The organism is Pseudobutyrivibrio sp. 49, assembly GCF_900100545.1.
Classification (GTDB): domain Bacteria; phylum Bacillota; class Clostridia; order Lachnospirales; family Lachnospiraceae; genus Pseudobutyrivibrio.
Map to the genome: position 1 here is coordinate 35,651 of NZ_FNDP01000018.1, position 21,655 is coordinate 57,305.

The following is a 21,655-nucleotide window of genomic DNA, read 5'->3' on the forward strand; positions in this document are numbered from 1 at the left end:
GACAGGTTACTTTTAAGCATTTGATTGTAAGAGGCAGCTTTGGCTGTCTTTTATTGAAGAGGATGTAAATAAATGTTTGATGAGAGAATTGAGGAATCAGGTTTATCTAATAGAGCTATAAACTGTTTGAAAAGATGTGGAATAAAAACGGTTAGTCAGCTAATGGAGACTTCTTCTATAGAGATAAGTCATGCCCGTAATGTTGGTGCTAAAACCCTTCAGGAAATAGAAGATTTTAAATCTCAGCATATGGCTGATAATTTTTTAGTTGAAGATAGTCGTAATTATGATGAACCACGCCTTGTTATTCACAAGGTGTTTCCAGAGCTTTATGGTATGCAGATTTCGTCTATTAAATTTAGAGACATGAATGGGGAATATTTAGATGATATTTCTGTAGAAAGTCTATTTTTTTCTCTTCGAACAGTTAAATACCTGAAAGATTACGGCTTGATGACGATTCGAGCAGTTGCCGAGCTTGAATATGATAAGTTTATGGATATTCATTATCTGGGGAAAAAGGGTTTTGATGAAGTATTGGATTATTTATCCATAAATGCAGAGGTAGCTACTGAAAACGTAAGGCAAAAACTTTTTGATGATCTATATGGATGGTTCAGGTCAGAATGTAATTACGAGGAAAATGATAGATATGCTTTTATAACCAGGGCGATTCAATCAAATATAGAGGATTATTTGGCAGCTAATCCTGAAAGAAATGAAACACTTTTAAAGGATATTATTTGCAGAGATAATGTTAAGGCTAGGGTTAAAAGATTAATTGCGGATTCTATAATAGGCGATTATGCCTGTGGATATGAAGAGATTAAACGAATAATTCCGAAGGTATTAGTAGATTTCGGACTTGTAACAGATGCAATAAACGAGCTGGTTTCAGAAGAAGTGATTGAAGCTTGCAATGATACATACAGAAAGAAACGGCCTACCTTAGATGATTGGCTGGATTCTATTTCTTTTGATCATAAGTTGATAATTGAAAATAGACTTGAAGGCGCTACGCTAGAAGAATGTGGACAGTTAACGGGGGTTACGCGAGAAAGAATACGACAGATTATTGTCAGAGAACTGAATAAGAAGCCTATGCTTAGAGAAGATGATTATGCATATTGGTATACAACTTATTGGTTTAAAGAGGATGAATTTATAAAGATTTTTGATTCTGACAAAAAGACTTTTAGTTACTTGAATCTCAACTATTCCAGAGGATCTAAAAGTATTGAGGAAATGCCAGAGGACAATAATCTTACAGGTGTTTATCGTAGGAATTATTATAATTACTTAAATGTGAAGAAGGTTCTGATTGGCGGTGAATATATCGAATTAAGAAGAGATTCTATTTGCAGGAAGCTAGCTGAAGTATTTTTCTCTAATAATGAGACTACGTTTGAGAATTTTTACCATAAGTATGTGCAATTCCTTGAGATGAATAACCTTCAGAATGACGATAGTTTAAAGTTCCCAACTGACCGTGCTTTTGAAGCAAGGATAGCAGACAGTAAATATGTATTGCTTAAATATGGTAAGCGATTTAGATATTACCCAATTAATGAGTGTGATATAGAAGAATTAGTTAATCAGCTCCATTTTGAACAATATCAAGATGTGGAAATATCAACATTGAAGCTTTTCCGTGATAATAAGGAGCTTATGGAAGAATATGATATACGAGATGAATACGAACTTCATAATCTTCTTAAGAAAACAGATGATAAATGGAATCCGAGAAATAAATTTAATTTGATTCTTACAAGAATGCCGCTTATTACATTTGGCAATGCAGATAGAAAGAAGCAGGCATTGGATTTAATGTATCAGGTTGCACCTATTGAACTAGATAAGTACGCAGAGATCTATGAAGACGTGTATGGAATGCTTGCTAGAACTGTTGTGGCAAATATTTCACCATTGTTAACGGAGTATTATCATGATGGGGTTTATACAACTAATCAACCATTATTAGATGATGAAGCATTTAATTATATGAAGATGAGGCTAACTAGAGATTTTTATATGACCAAAGAGATTCAAAGGATTTATCTTCAAAGGTTTGGTTCTGACTCTATGGACTATATAAATCCTAGAACGCTAAAATTACTTGGATTTAAAGTGTACGTAAACTATGTGGTATCAAATAAGTATCAGAATGGTTATGAATACTTCAAGAGTTTATTACTTGCGGATGATAAAGTGGATTTTAGGGCTCTGGAGGAAGGAAAGCTGACATATATTCAGGAGGCTAATAAGGCGCTTGATGATTTGAGAAAAGAGTATAGCATTCTTGAATACGATGATATGAGATTTATATCTTTTGATAAACTTCAATTAGCACATCCAGATATTACCAAAGACAAATTAAAGGCTTTCGCAAAAGACGCAATTGATTTTTCTGATGATGAATTCTTTACTATTCAAAGCTTAAGAAGAGATGGTTTTAGTACAGACTTAGATCTAGGACGTGGAAGTTGGTTTTATGCTTGCTTAATTAGAAATTATCCAGGGGTGAGATTCATTAAGACAGGAGGCAATCTGGTTTTTAGAAAAAATCCTGAGCATGCAATTACTACAGTTGATTTTTTCAAGTATCTTATGGAAAAGATTGGAAAAATTAATATTAATAGATTTATTTCAAAACTGTGGGACGAGTATGGATTGAGATATGATCGCGAAAAAGTGATGACGTTTATTAGAGATTCATCGCTATATTATGATGGAATTTGCGAGGACATCTATAAATCGGAAGACTATTATTTTGAAACTTTATATCCTTAAAACGGGAAGAGGTAGCTTAGATCGTCTTTTCTTGGTTTTTAATGAACCAGAAATGACAAAAAATAAAAGAGAGATGAGAGGGACTAAAAATAAGCCTGTCATCTCTCTTTTTGTAGATTTGAAGAGATCATTATCTATATAAACCGCTTACACCGAATTCTTGGAAGTAGCCTTTTTTATAATCAGTGACAAAATCACGGTCTATTTCCCATTTGGCTATAGCGGAAGAAAATTTATCCATATACTGGCGCTGGGAGATGAAAAAATCAAGGTAACTAATGATTTCGGTTTTTGTAAGTATCTTTCGGTCAATTAAATTGGCTAGAATACCATGCCGCACTGCTTCCGTGAGATTTTCCTCTTTATTGACGTTATACCCGTACTGTCTGAGGATTGATTCGTTAGCTAATAGCATAGAATTACCATTAGTAGTGTCGTAATATGCTTTCTCTTCGCTTATTCTACATAGAGGAGTACCAAAAATCTTTAATGATTGATAAGTACTTTCCAAAATAAAGAATGTTCTACATTTAGCACAGTAGCCGGCAGGAACCTTGCGGGTTATTTCTTCACCTTTTCTGTTCACAAGCTTTATTACTGCATTTATATCAACAACTTCGTGTTGGTTATGCCTGCATTTAAAGACAGAGCCTCTAATTACAAAATCTTTATATGCTACTTCTAAAGTTTCCTTAGTCGAGAATGATGTTTTATTATTAGGTAAAAATGAAACTTTTGTAGTAGTTAGGTCTTTCTTTTGCTCTATTTTTTCTGCTCTAAGACGTTCTTTTTTGAGACTTTCCAATCTTGCATTACGTTTTTCTTCATAAGCTTGATGCTGTTTTTGAGCCATGAGAGCTTTATTCTTTTTTATAGCAGCAGCCTTTTCTTGTTCTTTTTTCACCTTCGCTGCCTCTAATAATTCTTTTTGTTTCGCATGTTCAACAATTCTTTCTTCTAGGAGAGGAATATCAGAATTATTAATTATTTCAAAAGGAAAGGTTAGCTCTTTAACCGCGGCATATTGAATGAAGTAAGCATTACACTTATTACAGTGCTTAACTATTTCAGTACAGTTTTTTCCTTGCAGATCTTTGAAAGATACCTCAACGTCAGTTAATACATCCATATTGCACATTTTATTCCAGCAAGTAGCAGGTGTTTCAATATCATGAATGAAGAAGCAGCCTTTATCTAGTTTTCGAATCTTTACATTATGTATGTTTTTGTAAGTTAAACTGTTTTTTCGTGGAAGTAAGTTGGTAAATATTTTTCCATCAACTTTAATGGCTTCTCCATCGAGAAACCTAGATGAAGCAGTGTATACCTTTTTACAACGAGAACATTTATAAATTGGAAATTCTATGTGTCTAGCTACTGTTGTGTTTTCTTTTGTTTTAGTTTTTATTTTTATGTTCTTTACGATTTTTTTCTTTTTCTTTTTACTTCTATTAACAGTGAGCTCTTCTACAGGTACTTTTTGTATGATTGTAGTTGTCACAGTTTCTTTTATATGTTTGGAATCACTAATGTGCATAGTCATTTGGTCGTTTGGACAAACAAGTCTAATATAACCATCGACGTGCTCATCAATGAATGGTTTGTCAGAGTAGTTCTGGATATTCATAAATACCACCTATTACAAATTGCTTAGTTACCACCAATAAGGCAGCAGTATTAGGATACAAAAAAATAGGATTTAAGGCAATGTTAAAAGACCCACTATTTATAGGAAACATTGGATAAATTCGCGCATTGAGGCATATGTTTATGATATACTGAAAGGTAGAGTTTATTTGTAAAAGAATAACGATATCTTATCTATTGGAGGAAGAAAAATGTCAGATAAGACAAATGCAAATATTGGTTTTGAAAAACAGCTGTGGGATGCAGCCTGTGTTCTATGGGGGCACATTCCAGCAGCAGAATATAGAAAGGTTATTATTGGATTAATTTTCTTGAGATATATCTCAGCCGCTTTTGATAAGAGATATCAGGAACTTGTTGAAGAAGGCGATGGATTTGAAGATGACATGGATGCATATACCATGGAAAATGTTTTCTTTGTTCCTGAAGAAGCTAGATGGAGCACAATTTCGTCAGCTGCTCATACGCCGGAAATTGGAACAATAATTGACAATGCTATGCGTGCAATTGAAGCAGATAATAAAGTGCTTAAGAATGTATTGCCAAAGAATTATGCAAGTCCTGATCTTGATAAGAGAGTATTAGGAGAAGTAGTAGATATCTTCACTAATAATATTGATATGAGTGACATTGAGGCAAGTGAAGATCTTCTTGGCCGTACTTATGAATACTGTATTGCTCAGTTTGCAGAAAAGGAAGGTGTAGGTGGTGGAGAATTCTATACACCATCAAGTGTAGTTAAGACTTTAGTTTCTATTCTTCGACCTTTTGAAAACTGTCGTGTGTATGATTGCTGCTGTGGATCAGGCGGTATGTTTGTTCAGAGTGCAAAGTTTATCGAAGCTCATTCTGGCAACAGAGGTTCTATTTCTGTATATGGTCAGGAAGCAAATGCAGATACATGGAAGATGGCAAAAATAAATATGGCTATCCGTGGTATCGACGCAGATTTTGGACCTTATCAAGCAGATACATTTACAAATGATTTACACCCAACGTTAAAGGCTGATTTCATTCTTGCAAATCCTCCTTTCAATTATCATCCATGGAATCAGGAAAAATTGATTGATGATGTTAGGTGGAAATATGGATTGCCACCAGCTGGAAATGCCAACTATGCTTGGATTCAGCACATGATTCATCATCTGGCTCCTAATGGAAAGATTGGTTTAGTTTTAGCTAATGGTGCACTTACTTCACAGACAAGTGGTGAAGGTGACATTAGAAAAAATATCATAGAGGATGACTTAGTTGAGGGCATTATTGCAATGCCTACTCAGCTATTCTATAGCGTAACAATTCCAGTAACACTTTGGTTTATTTCAAAGAATAAGAAGCAGGTTGGCAAAACCTTATTCATTGATGCACGAAGCATGGGACATATGGTGGATCGTAAGCACCGTGATTTTGATGATGAAGATATACAGAAGCTTGCGGATACTTTTGAAGCTTTTCAGAATGGAAAACTTGAGGATGTTAAGGGATTTTGCAAGGTAGTCACTACGGAAGAAATAGAGAAACAGGATTATATACTTACACCTGGCAGATACGTTGGTATCGAAGAGCAGGAAGATGATGGTGAACCGTTTGAAGAAAAAATGGGAAGATTGACAACAGAACTTTCTGATTTATTTGAGAAATCTCATGAGCTGGAAGATGAGATTAGGAGAAAATTAGGGGCAATAGGATATGAAATCTAATATTATATAAACTACTATTATGAATTAGTAGGATGGTCAATTAGAGTAACATGGAATTAGCTCAAAAATATATTGGTTAGGATGATGATAAAATGGCAATAATGAAATTGAAAGAGGTATGTACAAAGATTGGGAGTGGTGCAACACCTAGGGGAGGAAAGGAAGCATACATTGAGTATGGTATATCTCTAATTAGAAGTCAAAATGTATTAGATTTTGCTTTTACGTATGATGGTCTAGCATATATTAATGAACAGCAAGCTGAGAGATTGCGTAATGTTATTGTCGAAAAAAATGATGTGCTTCTTAACATAACCGGAGACTCTGTGGCTCGTGCCTGCATAGTACCAGATGAAGTGCTGCCTGCCAGAGTAAATCAGCACGTAGCAATTATTCGTGCAAATACTAATATTGTAATTGGAAGCTATCTTCTGTACTATCTGCAGATGGTAAAACCATATTTGTTACAGTTAGCTTCAGGAGGAGCTACTCGAAATGCCCTTACAAAGGGAATGATTGAGGAATTAGAAATTGAGATACCTTCTTTAGAAGAACAGAAAAGAATAGTATCTTTAATTGACGATATACAGAGTAAAATTCGAGTAAATGAGGAGATAAACAATAATATAGCTGAGCAAATTCGCACTCTATGTAACGCATGGCTAACAGATTATGAACCTTTTGAAGGTGTTTGTCCCGATGATTGGGAATTAACACCGTTATCATCATTTACTAAATTCATAAGCGGTTATTCATATAAAGGAGCTGAACTGCAAGATTCATCAACCGCAATGGCAACAATCAAAAACTTTGATCGAAAAGGTGGTTTCAAGCTTGATGGGTATAAGGAAATTGTTCCATCCGGAAAAGTAAAGCCAGAACATCATGCCAAGTTATATGATACTCTTGTTGCACATACAGATCTCACTCAAAATGCTGATGTAATTGGTAATGCAGAACCTGTACTTAGTTTTTCGGGATACCAGGACATTATATTTTCGATGGATGTTGTCAAGGTATTGCCAGATAATCCACATGTTTCAAAATTTTTAATTGCAGCTCTGTTACAGACCAAACAATTCAAAAGACACTGTTTGGGCTATGTTAATGGAACTACGGTTCTGCATCTTAGTAAAAAAGCTTTACCAAATTATTCTTTAATGATGCCAAAGGATTTTTCTGTACTAAAACCTTTAGATGATGCTGTTTCAGTTATGTATCAGAAAATGGCTTCAAATATTGATGAAAATGTGCAACTAACAAAACTTCGAGATTCTATCCTTCCACGACTGATGTCAGGTGAGTTAGATATCTCTGAGTTAGATATATAAGCTACTAAATTATCATTTAATGTAGAGGGGGAAAATAAAATTGTTTGAACAGGAATTAAATGAATTAATTGAAAGAGCTAACAATATTAAATCACCTATTAATGTGGCACCTATAGGCGTAAGTATAGATGAATATAACAAGCCAAGTCAGGATTGGATTAATGATGTTGAAATTTTTTATAATAAGTATCTAAAAAATCATGCATTAGGTACGAGAATCAGTACATTGCTATTTCATAGAAACTTGAGCGCTTTTAATGATTTACGTTCGTGTCTTGATAGCATTAATAGAGATAAAGAGTTTGTTTTTAAAATGAATGCGGGTACCACTGTGGAGGTCCCCATGTATAAATCAGCTAGTTTGCCAGAGTATGATGTTTTTATATCACATGCTAATAAAGATAAGCTGCAATTTGTTGATGAACTTAATGATTCATTGACAAAGCTAGGAATATCAATATTTTATGATAAAAACTCGTTGGAATGGGGCGATAAGTGGAAGAAAAAGATTTTAGAGGGTACCCAGAAAGCTGAATTTGCTATAATCGTAATTTCGAAAAATTTTTTTGATAGAGAATGGACTGAAAAAGAACTTATTGAGTTTCTTAATAGACAAAACAAAAATGGGCAAAAAATAATATTACCAATAGTTCATGGCATATCCAATGACGATTTAAGAAATATGTATCCTGAGGTTGCAGATATACAGACAATAGATTCAAAAGATTATTCCTGTGATGAGATTGCACTTCTTTTTGCAAGACAGTTAATTCAAAGGTTGAAGTCTTATTAAAGGAGATTGAGCATGACAGCATTTTACACAGAAGCTGATTACGAAAACTCAATAATAGAGCTTTTTCAGAACATGGGCTATAGATATCTATATGGGCCTGATGTGGAAAGAGACTTTAACAGTCCTATTTATGAGTCAGAGTTAGTTGATGCATTAAATAGGATTAATCCTGATATGCCTTCAGATGCTATTAGTGATGCATTATTTAAGTTGAAGAACTTTGAGAATGCAGAGTTAGTGCAAAAAAACGAAGTATTTATGGATTACCTTCAGCATGGTGTTGAGGTTCGATATACAGTCAAAGGTGAAGAGCGCTCTGGATTAGTTTATCTTGTAGATTACAATAATGCAGCCAACAATTCTTTCATAGTTGCCAATCAGTGGACGTTTGTTGAGAATAGCAATAAGCGCCCCGATGTATTGCTATTCCTAAATGGTCTTCCAATCGTCTTAGTTGAGTTAAAGTCACCTTCTCGCGAGGAGACAGATGCGTCTGAAGCATACCTTCAGATTCGCAATTATATCCATGAAATTCCATCTATGTTTATTTATAACTGTATATGTGTAATGAGCGATCATCTTACATCTAAAGCTGGCACTATCACGTCTGGTGAAGATCGATTCATGGAGTGGAAGACGAAAGACGGTAGTTATGAGAACACCCAGTATGCTCAGTTTGACACGTTCTTCGAAGGAATATTTGAAAAGGAACGATTGCTAGATATTATTAAGAACTTTATTTGTTTTTCAAATGATGGTATAAAGCGTGCAAAAATATTAGCGGGATATCATCAGTACTTTGCTGTAAATAAAGCTGTTCAGTCAACACAACATGCCACTGTAACAGATGGTAAAGGTGGCGTTTTCTGGCATACACAGGGTAGTGGTAAATCATTATCAATGGTTTTCTACGCTCATCTTTTACAAGATGCACTTGAAAGCCCTACAATAGTCGTTTTGACGGATAGAAATGATTTGGACAACCAGCTTTATGGTCAGTTTGCAAAATGTAAAGATTTTTTACGTCAGGAGCCTGTTCAGGCTGAAAGTAGAGAACATCTAAAGAGTTTATTAGATGGGCGTCAGGCTAACGGTATTATTTTTACTACCATGCAAAAATTTGAAGAATCTGATGAACCATTATCAGAACGTAGAAATATTGTTGTAATGGCGGATGAAGCACACCGTGGACAGTATGGTCTTAATGAAAAGGTAGATGCAGAAACTGGAAAAATTAAAATTGGAACAGCTAGAGTAATTAGAAATAGTTTGCCAAATGCAACATATATTGGTTTCACAGGTACACCTATTTCTATGAAGGATAGAAGTACAAGGGAAGTATTTGGCGATTATATAGATGTATATGATATGACACAGGCTGTAGAGGATGGAGCAACACGCCCTGTTTATTATGAAAGCCGTGTAGTAAAACTTAAGCTTGATCCAGACACACTTAAGCTTATAGATTCTGAATATGATATCATGGCTAATAATGCAGATCCAGAGGTTGTAGCAAAGAGTAAGCGTGAACTTGGTCAGATGGAAGCGATTCTTGGGAATGATGAAACAATAGCTTCTCTTGTGGATGATATTTTAGCTCATTACGAAAATTACCGAGAAAACCTTCTAACAGGTAAGGCTATGATAGTAGCGTATTCACGACCAATTGCTATGAAAATATATAAGAAAATAGTAGAGGATCGTAGGCCAGATTGGAAAGATAAAGTAGCTGTTGTGATGACAGATAGCAATAAAGATCCTGAAGAATGGAAAGCTATCATTGGTAATAAGCGTCGTAGAGATGAACTTGCCAAAGAGTTTAAAGATAATAATAGTAATCTTAAGATAGCTATTGTTGTTGATATGTGGCTTACAGGATTTGATGTTCCTTCGTTGGCAACAATGTATGTTTATAAACCTATGCAGGGTTATAACCTAATGCAAGCAATTGCTAGAGTAAATCGTGTATTTGGTGACAAAGAAGGTGGCTTGGTAGTTGATTATGTAGGTATAGCATCTGCGTTAAAGGCTGCTATGAATGATTACACAGCTCGTGACAAGAAGAATTATGGAGATACAGATGTAGCTACTGTTGCATACCCTAAGTTTTTAGAGAAACTTTCAATTTGCCGTGATTTATTCCATGGCTATGATTATTCAGCATTTACTGATGGTTCCGATTTAGCTAGATCAAAAGCTATTAGTGGTGCGGTGAATTTTATAGTTGCGCCATCAAAAGAAGAAGACCGCGAATCATTCCAAAAAGAATCATTACTTCTCAGACAGGCACTTTCTCTTTGTTCATCTTTGGTTGAAGAACAACTGAGAATCGAAGCAGCATTCTTTGAATCGGTTCGTGTTCTTGTGACGCGACTTATGAATCAAGGAGAAGGAAAGAAAATCTCATTACCTGAAATGAATGAGCGAATTAATGCACTCCTTAGTCAGAGTATTAAGAGCAATGGTGTTATTAATCTTTTCTCAGATGTTAATGGTGATTTTTCTTTATTTGATCCGAAGTTCTTGGAAGAGATTTCTAAGATGAAAGAAAAAAACTTAGCGGTTGAACTATTAAAGAAGTTGATTGCTGAGCAAGTTATTATTTATAAGCGTACAAATGTTGTTAAATCTGAAAAGTTTAGTGAGATTATACAACAGGCAATGAACAGATATCTTAATGGAATGCTTACGAATGAACAGGTAATTGAGGAATTATTAAAACTTGCAAAACAAATTCAGGTAGCTCAACAAGAAGGCGATAAGCTTGGACTTTCTGTAGATGAGCTTGCGTTCTATGATGCGCTGACAAAACCTCAGGCAATTAAAGACTTTTATGAAAATGAAGAGCTCATAGCTATTACTAAGGAACTTACTGAAGCATTGAGAAAGAATAGAACCATCGACTGGCAAAAGCGCGATTCGGCAAGGGCTAAGATGCGTATGATGATAAAGAAATTACTCAGAAAGCATAAGTATCCACCAGAGGGAATGGAGGATGCAGTTCAGACGGTTATGACTCAGTGTGAATTATGGACTGACAACAGTGATATGAGTGATGAGCGTGTGACAAATTATGCTGAGAGATTAACACAGTACGTAAAAGCGATTAACAATGATTCCGAAGTCTAAAAAACTGATGAATTACTATATTTGAATAATTTTTGGGGGAATAAATAGTGTATTTTAATGGAATTGATTTTCCTAACGAAATAGTTGAAGCGATTAAAAAAGGAAAATTTGTTGTATTTGCTGGAGCAGGAGCATCAGTTGACAAGCCAACTTCATTACCTGATTTTGAAACTCTTACAAATATGATTGCCGAAGATACTGGGGAAACAAAAAAAAAGAATGATTTGTGCGAGGTATTTTTAGGAGCTTTAGAAGCGAAAGGGATAGATGTCAGAGGAGCCGCAGCAGGGATTTTATCAGATTCATGTAAAGAACATAATAAACTGCATGAAACTATTGTAGATTTGTTCAACTGCCGAGATGATATAAAAATAGTGACAACGAATTATGATCAAATGTTTGAGCATGTAATTCAATCACGAAATGAGGTTATTGATGTATATAATGCGCCTACGTTGCCATTAGGCAATGATATTAGCGGGATAGTTCATATTCATGGGAATGTTAATAATCCAAAATATATGGTTTTGACTGATGAAGATTTTGGAAAAGCTTATTTGACAGAAGGATATGCTTCTCGCTTTCTTGTTCGTTTGTTTGAGTCATACACAATTCTATTTATTGGATACAGTTATAATGATACTATTCTTCGATATTTGACTCGTGCCATGTCAAGAAATGATGGCTGTAGAAGATATATTCTTACAGATGATGAAAAAACGGATTGGTCTTTACTAGGAATCAATCCAATTGTTTTCCCGAAACGTAGTTATGCTGTTATGCGTGATGGCCTGAGAAAATTAGGTGTTGGTTCAAAAAAAGGATTACTAGAGTGGAAATCACAGTTTGAATTATTCAAATATAGTCCTCCTCGAGATATGACGGGGGATAAAGAAATAGAATACTGTTTGGAAAATGAAGAAAGAAGCTTGATATTAGCAAAAACCATTTGTGGAAAAGAGTGGATGGATTATCTAGATAAGAAAAACATTTTTGCTGATTGCTTTTCTGCTGACTGTAAAGGGGATTCTAATTTAATATGGGGAGATTGGCTATGTAAAAACTTTGTTGGCAAAGACGATAAATCTTTTTTAGAATTAATATTCCATCATAAGAATAAAATTAGTCCTAAATTAGCGAATGGTATAGCAAGTCATCTGATTACTATTAATGGAGAAATTGATGAGGCTTTCCTTGCAGATTATATTTTATTAATTGAAAAATATATTGAGAATGACTGGACTATTGTTAAGTTAATAGAAATAACTTCAAGTAAAAAGCAATGGAAAACGTCTTTTTTACTACTGCAAAAATTGTTTTCCTTAAACATGGTGCTAATTCAAAAAGGTTGGATTAAACCAGAAGGTGTTGAGTTTAAACATACATTTTTGGGAAGTTATTTTCTAATTGACATGGCGTGGAACCGCATGATAGAAAATGCAGTAGAGTTTTACCCAAGGGAAATCATTTCATTTGTAGAGGCTAAAATTCAAGAATTGCACCAGAAGTATGAAATAGTTGGGCAGGGAATAAATGATGGCGTTGCATTTGAAATAGCTATACTTGATATAGAAAATAAGAAAGATAGCTATCGTGAGAATCAATTAGAGATACTTGCCAATATGTATGTGGAATCAGTATTGAGATTACATAAAGATGAAAATGCTTTTTTAAGACAAGTTCTTTTGAATGATCTTAATTCAGATTCAGCATTGATGAGAAAGATAGCTTTAAGGGCTTTTAGAGAAACAAGTGCATTCTCACCTAGTGAAAAAGTGACCTTTATTGTAAATAATGAATATCTAGATAATACAGAATGTAAGGAACAAGTATTTTTACTAGTAGCGAAGTGTTTTCCTCAATTAAGCGATTCTGAAAAGAAGAACCTTATTCAAGCAATTAAAGAGTTAGATTCAGGTGACAAAAGTAGTGTTAGTTATCGAGTTTATAATTGGATTGTTTGGTTAAATCGAGCGGACTTATCAGATCAATATACACATAAATTGAAAGAACAGCTTCAAAATGAATATGGTTATAAGGAATCAAAACATCCAGAACTGATATTGTCTCCAACAGAGGTGGAGTGGAGCCATAATCAAAGCCCTGTTTCTGAAGAAAAGTTTATTTCATTAGAGATAGATAAAGTTATTAATTGGCTGGTTTCATTTAACGAGAATCCATTTGAAGGACCTTCTCGAGAGGGATTACTAAACACTTTTTCTGCCTGTATTACAAAGAATGTTGCATGGGGCAAAAAAGTATTTGAGCATTTGGTCAAGAAAGAGATATGGAATGAAGATATATGGCAGCGTGGAATATATGCTTCAATGAATAGTGATTGTTCGTTAGATGATGCATTATGGGCTCTTAGGCTTTTTAATAATAATATTTCTAGTATTGGAAATGTGACCCTTATCGCTGAATACTTGTGGAAAATGGTTGAACGTTCTGATGCTAGGGAATTCGTTTTAAAATATGAGAGTGAATTCTATGAAATTACCCAAAATCTTTGGACCGAACGTAACAAAAAAGAAATTGACGATTTAAAAGGTGGAAGAATAATAGAAGCCACTTTATATACAGCATTAGGATATATTTTGTTTTCATGGATTTATATGGTTTCGTTCCATGAAGAAAGAATTATTCCTGCTCAATACCAGGATTGCTTTAATGATGCTTTGTCATTGAAAACAACTGAAAAGAATGTTGCAAGATGTATTCTGGTTGGACATTTCAATTTCTTTTGTTATAGGGACAAAAATTGGAGCTTGGATAAACTAGCACCGCTTCTCATTAGTAATAACAAAGACTGTTTTACTAGTTCATGGGGAGGAATTGTTTACTTCTCTTCTAGAATCAATAGTGATACTGTCGATATTATTGAGCCTATATATTTTAAGGCTCTAAAGCATATTGATTGGCTAGATGATGAGGCTTTGCGTGCTTTCACAGAATTATTATTAACACTAATGATTTATGTTGTTGATAAGCCAACATTAAAATATATTCCTGAGTATTATAAGTGTATTTCAACTAGAAAAAGAACTATATTGATTAATACAATTAATTCTAGACTTAGAGATATGGATGCCTCAAAAAAGCTAGAATGGTGGAATTCTTGGTTGAAGCGTTTTATTGTAAATCGTAAGAATAACAAACCTTGTATATTGGAAGAAGAAGAAAATCAAGAAATATTGGATCTAGTTACAGTTTTTCCAGAACAATTTGAAGACGTTGTAGAAGTCGTATGTAAAGGAAAAATGCCTAAGAAAATAGATAGTTCTTTTTGGCTACAATTACAGGAAATGAACCTTTCAAGTGAAAAACCACATTATATGGCAAAATTGCTAATCAGAATACTTGAAAGTGCTGAAGAAATTAGTTTTTCGGATACCTTTATTGTAAAAATAGTGGAAGAACTGGGGCCTTTAGATACGAAAGAAAAGAAAGAACTACAAGAAGTATTATTGAAACGAAATATTGGTGTAGAACTGTAGAGTAACTAAATGATGTTGCGAGGGGGTTATGATTCAGAGGAGTATAGAAAAGTATTTACTAAAAGATTTATTTGAAGTAATTGCCAAAGTTGAAAATCAAGTTCTATATGCTATCAGAAATGAAAAACTTTTAGGGAACTTGGATGATATAGATTTATTAGTTCCAGCTTTGACGACAAGCATATCTCTTACTCGACAGATTATTCTACTTTGCGAAAATGGTTTTCCAGATGGTTCGCTAATTCTTGCAAGAAACATTTATGAACAAAGAATTATTTGTTCATTCATTGAGGAACACGAGGATACAACAGAGCGTGAGGAATTACTAAAGAGGTATTTCCAAGATGCTGAGTTAACTAGATTAAAATATCTTAATGAGCAGGCAAAACGATTTAACGTAAAAGCTGATATTGAAGAGACTGATAGACTGCTTAAAGAGCATCAGGAAAAATATGGAAGTTCATTTAAACAGTATTGGTGGAGCGGAAAGAATAGTTTTAAGGAATTGTCTGATGAAATAACAAATAGAGAAGATTCTCATAGAGGTCTTTTTAATAACATGCATATGGAATATAAAATGGCATGTATCGCAATGCATCCATCAGCCTTTGGCAATCGAATGAATATTGGTTCCAACGTAGTGGGTGTTGATATGAGGGCGAGGGATACTGGACATGAACACGCATTGTTTCTTGCAACGTCTTCATTAATAGCGCTTGTAGGACATACATATCATTATTTGGAACTAGATGATAATTACGTTTTAAATGAATTGAATAGGCTTGGTGAATATTATCTTAGAATGCTAATAAAACATGATTAAAATGGTGGTAAAGGTCGAGGTGATAAGATTATGGCAACAATGAAATTAGGAAAACTTCAAGAGGTTGACATTCGAAAACTCTGGAGTCACGAGCAATATGATTTTTCTGAATGGCTTTCAAAACCAGAAAACCTTGAACAATTGAATGAAATTATCGGCCTTACTCTTAGTGAAGTTGAGAAGGAAGTATATGTAGGCGCATATAGATGTGACCTTGTAGGTGTTGATGAGACTACTGGTGATAAGGTTATTATCGAGAATCAGCTTGAAGCATCTAATCACGATCATCTTGGTAAAATTATTACATATGCATCAGGCCTTGATGCAAAAGTTGTTGTTTGGATTGTAAAGGAGGCTCGTGAGGAGCATCGTAGTGCCATTGAATGGCTTAACAACAATACTTCTGACAAACTTAATTTCTTTTTGATTGAAATTCACGCATATCAGATTGGTGATTCCTTATGTGCTCCTAAGTTTGAAATTGTAGAGAAGCCAAATGGGTTTATTAAGAATGCTAAAGGACAGTCTGGATCTGGTGAATACAATAAAGGACAAAGCGAAAAGATTGAATTCTGGACACGCTTTAATGAGATTTTAATTGAGCGTGGTAAGCCATTTAATGTTAGAAAACCAACAACAGATCATTGGTATGATATAGCAATCGGAACCAGTGATGCGCATGTTTCACTTACAATTGTTAATAGAGAACATGCTGTAGGAGTTGAGCTTTATATTCCAGATAATAAAGAATTATTTGAGAAGCTCTATCTGCAAAAAGAAGAGATAGATGAAAAGCTGGGGCTTCATCCGGATTGGCAGAGATTGGATGGAAAGAAGGCTGCAAGAATTTTATACAGAATGCCTGGATTAGATTTTGAAGATCATTCAAATTATGACAGTCTTATGAATGAAATGATTGATAAAGCGACTTTGTTTGCAAAGGTATTTAAGAAGTACGTATAGTAGAGTGATATCTGAAAAGTATATCCAGAAAACAACATTTAAATATTTGAGCGAAATATTATTGATAATAGCGTCATTATAACTTGAAATATAGTTATTCTGACGCTATTATTTTTATATAATTAAACTATAGTTTATTTGATGGTTTTGGAGGTTCCAGATGGGCAATTATTACAGCTATATGAGAATATCTACAGATCAAGAGAAGCAAAACTTCAACAGACAGATAAAAAGTCTGAGCCGCTATGCAAAAGAGCAGGACATAGAATATCTGGTTGAATTTACAGAAGAGAAGTCTGCAAAGAATTTTACAGAGAGACCACAGTTCCAAAAGCTGGATAAGATTCTTCAAAAAGATGATACTGTTGTCTTCAAGGATATTTCCAGATTCACCCGTGAGGCTGAGAACGGCTACAAGAAATATATGGAATGGTTAAATCGTGGAATCAATGTTGTATTCATTGATAATCCAACTGTGTCCAGCGAGTACATCAAACAGATGATGGATGTAGCCCAGGCTCAAGATTTGGTTACACGTACAGCAATGGAAGGAGTAATCAAGTTACTTCTTATTGTAGAGCTGGATAGAGCAGAGCAGCAGCGTATATACATTTCCAAAGCAATTAAGGATGGTATCGCTGCAAGTAATAAACGTAGCGGTAGAAAGCAGGGGCAGTTTGATAAACTAACACCTGAGCTTAAAACTGATATTCAAGCATACCTGCATGACCGTTCAATTAAGCAGGTTGATTTGATGAAGAAATATGAGATTTCTAGGAATACGCTGAAGAAGTATATTAATCATGAAAAAATATCGAATAATTAGTTTTTTTATTTCCTACAAGAATAAAATATATTACACTATTATAGCTGCCCAATAATTATATAAGGATATAATATAGAAGATGAAACAGATAAAAGACCGAAAACATAAAAATCCATATTTTATTTACCATTTACTACTAATCATAGGTGGTTTATTCTTTTTCTTGTGCGCTAGTCTAGATATTTGGTCTAACGAAATACATAGATTTTTTGAAATCATAATAGGCAATCCAATAACTATCAGTAATAAGATTCCTAAAATTACAAATTACATAAACAATCTGGCGTTAGGAATTATCACATCGACACTTGTAGCGCTCCTTATTCAAAAATCATCGGATAAAAAAGAGGATGAAAAGAAATCGCTCATTATGCAACCCAAGATTTGGAAAGTAACACTTGAAGTAAAAAACAGTGCTCATATTCCATATCGAATGCTTAAATCTTCGCCAGATAATATTGACATGAACGTAAGCAAATCTTTTGATGAATGGTGTAGTATAGCATTTACTAGGATAAAGGATGATCCAGATTTAAAAGAAAAATTTTATAAAAATTGTAAAAAATATGGTGAAAAAGGCCTTGAGATTGTTGAAGATTTGAATGTAGAAATGGATTGGCTACGAATAGAAGATATTGTTAGTAATGAAGATAAAAAATATATAGATAATGCTACTAAGCTTTTTAAAACGATGGTAGAGTTTGATAATAATTCTATTTTTGAGTGGAATTACGAAACATATAAAAATTCTGTTACCTCATGTTTATACCACAATGCTACCACAAAAAAATGGATAACAGAAATGAATTGGAAAACAAGTTGGGTTTTTGGAAAACCAGCTCGTTATCTTGATAAAGATATAGCTGACGATGTATGTTCATAAAAAGCAAATAAGATAAATGAATATGCCCACGTAATTGCCATGTAGTTGTTTATAACGGCTATGTGGCTTTTTTATATTATATATTAGTTGACAAATGCAACTAATGATTTTATCATTTAAATCCATAGGAGGGCATTCGATGGATAAGGTAAAACTATTTCGAGAAAGTACCAGAGAATTAGAACGTAATCTTGAGAAGCTAAACAGTTCTGATTGCTGTCAATGTAACGTCAATACATCTCAATGCTTTCTGGTTGTTGAGATAGGCAGAAAACCTGGAATATGTGTAAAGGAACTTGCTGAACTTCTTAAGATGGATAAAAGTGCTGTAAGCAGATCTGTAGAAGAACTTGTTCAAAAAGGATATGTTTTGCGAGAACCCTCAAAAAGGGATCGCAGGTGCGTAGTGCTTAATCTGACTGATGAAGGAATGGCAAGATTCAATACAATAGAGAAAGATATGAATTTGAAGTTTGAGAGAGTTTTTTCAATGATTCCAAAGGAAAAACAGAGCCAGGTTTTAGAAGCATTAAGTATCTACAATGATGCGATAAAAAAATCGGAGGTGAAATTGCTGTGATTAGGGAAATGAGAGATGAAGACTGGGGGACAGTAGCGGAGATTTACAAGCAGGGATTAGAAGAGGGAACATCTACTTTTAATACAGAGTGTCCTAGTTTTGCTGAGTGGAATGAAGGACATTTAAGGAATTGCAGGTTTGTTTTTGAGGAAGAAGGGAAAGTAGTAGGCTGGATTGCGCTTAGTCCTACTTCAAGTAGATGCGCATATAAAGGCTGCGTTGAAATGAGTGTATATGTTGATAGAAACTATAGAGGTCATGGTATAGGCACAGCTTTGGTAAATACGATCATCAGAGAGGCAGAGAAAGATGGGTATTGGAGCATATATTCTGCAATATTCTCAATTAACAAAGCGAGTATAGCCCTACATAAAAAGTGCGGCTTCAGGGAGATTGGCTATAGGGAAAGAATAGCAAAAGATAGATTTGGAAATTGGCAGAACACAACTCTTATGGAGTACAGAGCTTCATGACATGTTTATACGAGGAGAGATTACTTATGACTATTGAAGGAAAGGCAAACAGGATTATTGAAGATATAAGTAAAGAAAAAGGCATTAATCCTATCAATATGTTTAAGATAATGGCAAAAAAAGATTACATAAGTATACATGGGCCAGAACATCATATATTAGACGGGGCATGTCTCTTGATGGCTTATTATAATGCTGGTGGCAAAATAGATATAGACTATGCCTTGGAGAAGCTTTTGAAAGAAGGACTTCGGATGCCGGGAGCAATGTGCGGACTGTGGGGAATATGCGGAGCGATAACATCTATAGGAGCAGCTCTTTCTATTATTGATGGTACAGGACCACTTTCTGAGGATGGCACATGGGGAGATCACATGGCATTTACATCAAGCGCCATAGGAGAACTTGGCCAGATAAATGGCCCAAGATGTTGTAAAAGAGATGCTATGATTGCGTTCAAGCATGGAATAGAGTACGTAAGACAGCACTACGGAGTGCAGATCGAATATGAGAAGCAACACTGTGAGTTCTCATCGCAAAACCAGCAGTGTATCAAAGAAAGATGCCCGTTCTTTGGATAATGGAAAGCTTTTGGTTTCGGAGAATTTAGAAATTATGGAACTTTGAATTTCATGATAATAGACTAAGACAAGAATCGGGATTAGTGGAGTAGAACATGGATAAAAAAAAGGCTTTGTCTGGCGCCATAACATTTATAACCCTTATGGGAATCGTAAGTCTGTTTTCGGACATGACTCATGAAGGCGCAAGAAGCATATTGGGCGAATATCTGAACCTCGCAGGGGCATCCGCTGCAACCATCGGATTTGTGTCCGGTATAGGAGAATTGTGCGGGTATTCACTAAGGCTCATATCCGGATTTATAGCAGATAAAACGAAGAAATACTGGACATTTGTTATCACAGGCTATGTAATACAGGCTCTGGCGATTCCTGCACTGGCACTCGTACCTGAACATGGCTGGATTTGGGCCTGCGGTCTTGTGATCCTGGAGCGTATCGGAAAAGCGATAAAAAAGCCTGCCAAAAACACATTGGTAAGCTTTGCGGCAAGCGAGATCGGAACCGGAAAAGGCTTTGCCTATCAGGAGTTTCTGGATCAGCTTGGCGCGTTTCTCGGACCTGTACTGCTTTTTGTAACAGCTCTTGTAAAAGGTATAGACGACCTTTTTACAACGTATAGGATCTCTCTTGCGATACTGCTTGTTCCTGCAATGATCACCATAGCTCTTGTTTTGGCAGCAAAGATAAGATACCCTGATCCGGAGATCTTTGAAAAGCAGGAAGATAAACCGGCAAGCTTTGAATTCAGGAAGTCATTTGTTCTGTTCATGGCGGCCATCTGCTTTTTTGCTTTTGGCTTTGCAGACTTCACCCTGATCACACTTCATTCGGCTAATACCGGAGCATTTAATGAATCCATGCTCAGTCTGCTATATGCTGGGGCAATGGCTGTGGATGCCTTTGCTGCACTATTCTTTGGCTGGCTTTATGATAAGGTCGGGCTGAAGGCTCTGATCATTTCCACACTATGCAGCACATTCTTCTCATGTTTTGTTTTTATGACTGGAAATGCCTGGTTGATCGGAGCTGGGATAATTCTGTGGGGGATTGGAATGGGGGCGCAGGAAAGTATTATGAAAGCAGCTGTCAGCGGAATCGTCCCGCGTTCCATGCGAAGCACCGGTTTCGGAATATTTGAGACAGGATTTGGTATTGCGTGGTTTCTGGGCAGTTGGCTTCTCGGTGCCCTGTATGATTTGAATCCTGTGTATCTTGTCACTGTGTCTGTGGTATCACAGTTTCTGGCGATTGCATTTTATGCTTTATGCCTCCGGTGCAATAAGACAGAGTGCTAACAATTCCAGTTTGTCTAACTAAATAAACATATTATAAGGAGCTGGTTTAGCTCCTTTAATTTTACCTATTATTTCCACTACTAAATGCAACAGTACTATAAGTATTGCTTTTACCTGTAGAAACTTGCATTAACTTCAAGAAATTTGCATTTACTAAAAAAGTTACGAAAAAAGTTACCGTATTGTTACCGTATTGTTTTAATTTTATATATATTCGCGTTTGTTTAAACTACTCAGATAAATTAATATTAACTATACTTCAATTTTATAGTCCACTTAGTACAGTTATGTGCGCTAGGTGGGCAATTTTTTATCTCTTTTTAAGATTAACTATACTTAGT

The 21,655-nt window shown here is 35.0% G+C and carries 15 protein-coding genes; 14 read left to right on the plus strand and 1 reads right to left on the minus strand.

What is annotated here, in order from left to right; all coding sequences use genetic code 11:
* The first annotated feature begins 72 nt into the window (after positions 1-72).
* Positions 73-2,790: a DNA-directed RNA polymerase subunit alpha C-terminal domain-containing protein gene (locus tag BLP54_RS12790; RefSeq protein ID WP_090170288.1), complete on the plus strand. Its 2,718-nt coding sequence runs from the start codon at positions 73-75 to the stop codon at positions 2,788-2,790.
* 130 nt (positions 2,791-2,920) lie between these two features.
* On the opposite strand, the gene BLP54_RS12795 is transcribed toward BLP54_RS12790, so the two are convergent.
* Positions 2,921-4,417 (minus strand): hypothetical protein, encoded by a 1,497-nt coding sequence (locus BLP54_RS12795; protein WP_090170290.1) that lies wholly within the window; start codon positions 4,415-4,417, stop codon positions 2,921-2,923.
* 211 nt (positions 4,418-4,628) lie between these two features.
* Between BLP54_RS12795 and BLP54_RS12800 the strand changes: the two genes are divergently transcribed.
* The 13 genes from BLP54_RS12800 (at position 4,629) to BLP54_RS12860 (ending at position 21,314) form a co-directional block, all read left to right on the plus strand.
* Positions 4,629-6,137, plus strand: a complete 1,509-nt coding sequence (locus tag BLP54_RS12800) for a type I restriction-modification system subunit M (protein WP_090170292.1) — start codon at positions 4,629-4,631, stop codon at positions 6,135-6,137.
* A 92-nt stretch (positions 6,138-6,229) separates the two neighbouring features.
* The gene (locus BLP54_RS12805; RefSeq protein WP_090170294.1) at positions 6,230-7,468 is read left to right on the plus strand and encodes a restriction endonuclease subunit S; all 1,239 of its coding nucleotides are present in this window, start codon (positions 6,230-6,232) and stop codon (positions 7,466-7,468) included.
* Between the two features lie 40 nt (positions 7,469-7,508).
* Positions 7,509-8,261 carry a toll/interleukin-1 receptor domain-containing protein gene (locus tag BLP54_RS12810; protein WP_242870703.1) on the plus strand — a complete coding sequence of 251 codons (753 nt, stop codon included), beginning with the start codon at positions 7,509-7,511 and terminating at the stop codon, positions 8,259-8,261.
* Positions 8,262-8,273: 12 nt separating this feature from the next.
* Positions 8,274-11,390, plus strand: coding sequence for a type I restriction endonuclease subunit R (locus BLP54_RS12815; protein ID WP_090170300.1), 3,117 nt, complete (start codon positions 8,274-8,276; stop codon positions 11,388-11,390).
* 47 nt (positions 11,391-11,437) lie between these two features.
* Positions 11,438-14,887: an SIR2 family protein gene (locus BLP54_RS12820; protein ID WP_090170302.1), complete on the plus strand. Its 3,450-nt coding sequence runs from the start codon at positions 11,438-11,440 to the stop codon at positions 14,885-14,887.
* A 28-nt stretch (positions 14,888-14,915) separates the two neighbouring features.
* Positions 14,916-15,710 carry a DUF5677 domain-containing protein gene (locus BLP54_RS12825; RefSeq protein WP_090170304.1) on the plus strand — a complete coding sequence of 265 codons (795 nt, stop codon included), beginning with the start codon at positions 14,916-14,918 and terminating at the stop codon, positions 15,708-15,710.
* 30 nt (positions 15,711-15,740) lie between these two features.
* Positions 15,741-16,673, plus strand: a complete 933-nt coding sequence (locus tag BLP54_RS12830) for a DUF4268 domain-containing protein (protein WP_090170307.1) — start codon at positions 15,741-15,743, stop codon at positions 16,671-16,673.
* A gap of 160 nt (positions 16,674-16,833) precedes the next feature.
* The gene (locus BLP54_RS12835; RefSeq protein WP_090170309.1) at positions 16,834-17,499 is read left to right on the plus strand and encodes a recombinase family protein; all 666 of its coding nucleotides are present in this window, start codon (positions 16,834-16,836) and stop codon (positions 17,497-17,499) included.
* A gap of 79 nt (positions 17,500-17,578) precedes the next feature.
* Entirely contained in the window at positions 17,579-18,382 is an 804-nt protein-coding gene (locus BLP54_RS12840; RefSeq protein WP_090170311.1) for a hypothetical protein, read from the plus strand.
* Positions 18,383-18,521: 139 nt separating this feature from the next.
* The gene (locus tag BLP54_RS12845; RefSeq protein ID WP_176754557.1) at positions 18,522-18,962 is read left to right on the plus strand and encodes a MarR family winged helix-turn-helix transcriptional regulator; all 441 of its coding nucleotides are present in this window, start codon (positions 18,522-18,524) and stop codon (positions 18,960-18,962) included.
* On the plus strand, positions 18,959-19,435 hold the full coding sequence (locus BLP54_RS12850) for a GNAT family N-acetyltransferase (RefSeq protein ID WP_242870704.1): 477 nt from the start codon (positions 18,959-18,961) through the stop codon (positions 19,433-19,435). The genes BLP54_RS12845 and BLP54_RS12850 overlap by 4 nt, the downstream gene beginning before the upstream one ends.
* Positions 19,432-20,016, plus strand: coding sequence for a DUF5714 domain-containing protein (locus BLP54_RS12855; protein WP_242870705.1), 585 nt, complete (start codon positions 19,432-19,434; stop codon positions 20,014-20,016). Before BLP54_RS12850 ends, BLP54_RS12855 begins: the two co-directional genes overlap by 4 nt.
* Positions 20,017-20,111: 95 nt before the next feature.
* A complete protein-coding gene (locus tag BLP54_RS12860; protein ID WP_090170316.1) occupies positions 20,112-21,314 on the plus strand; it encodes an MFS transporter in 1,203 nt (400 codons plus the stop codon).
* Positions 21,315-21,655: the final 341 nt, after the last annotated feature.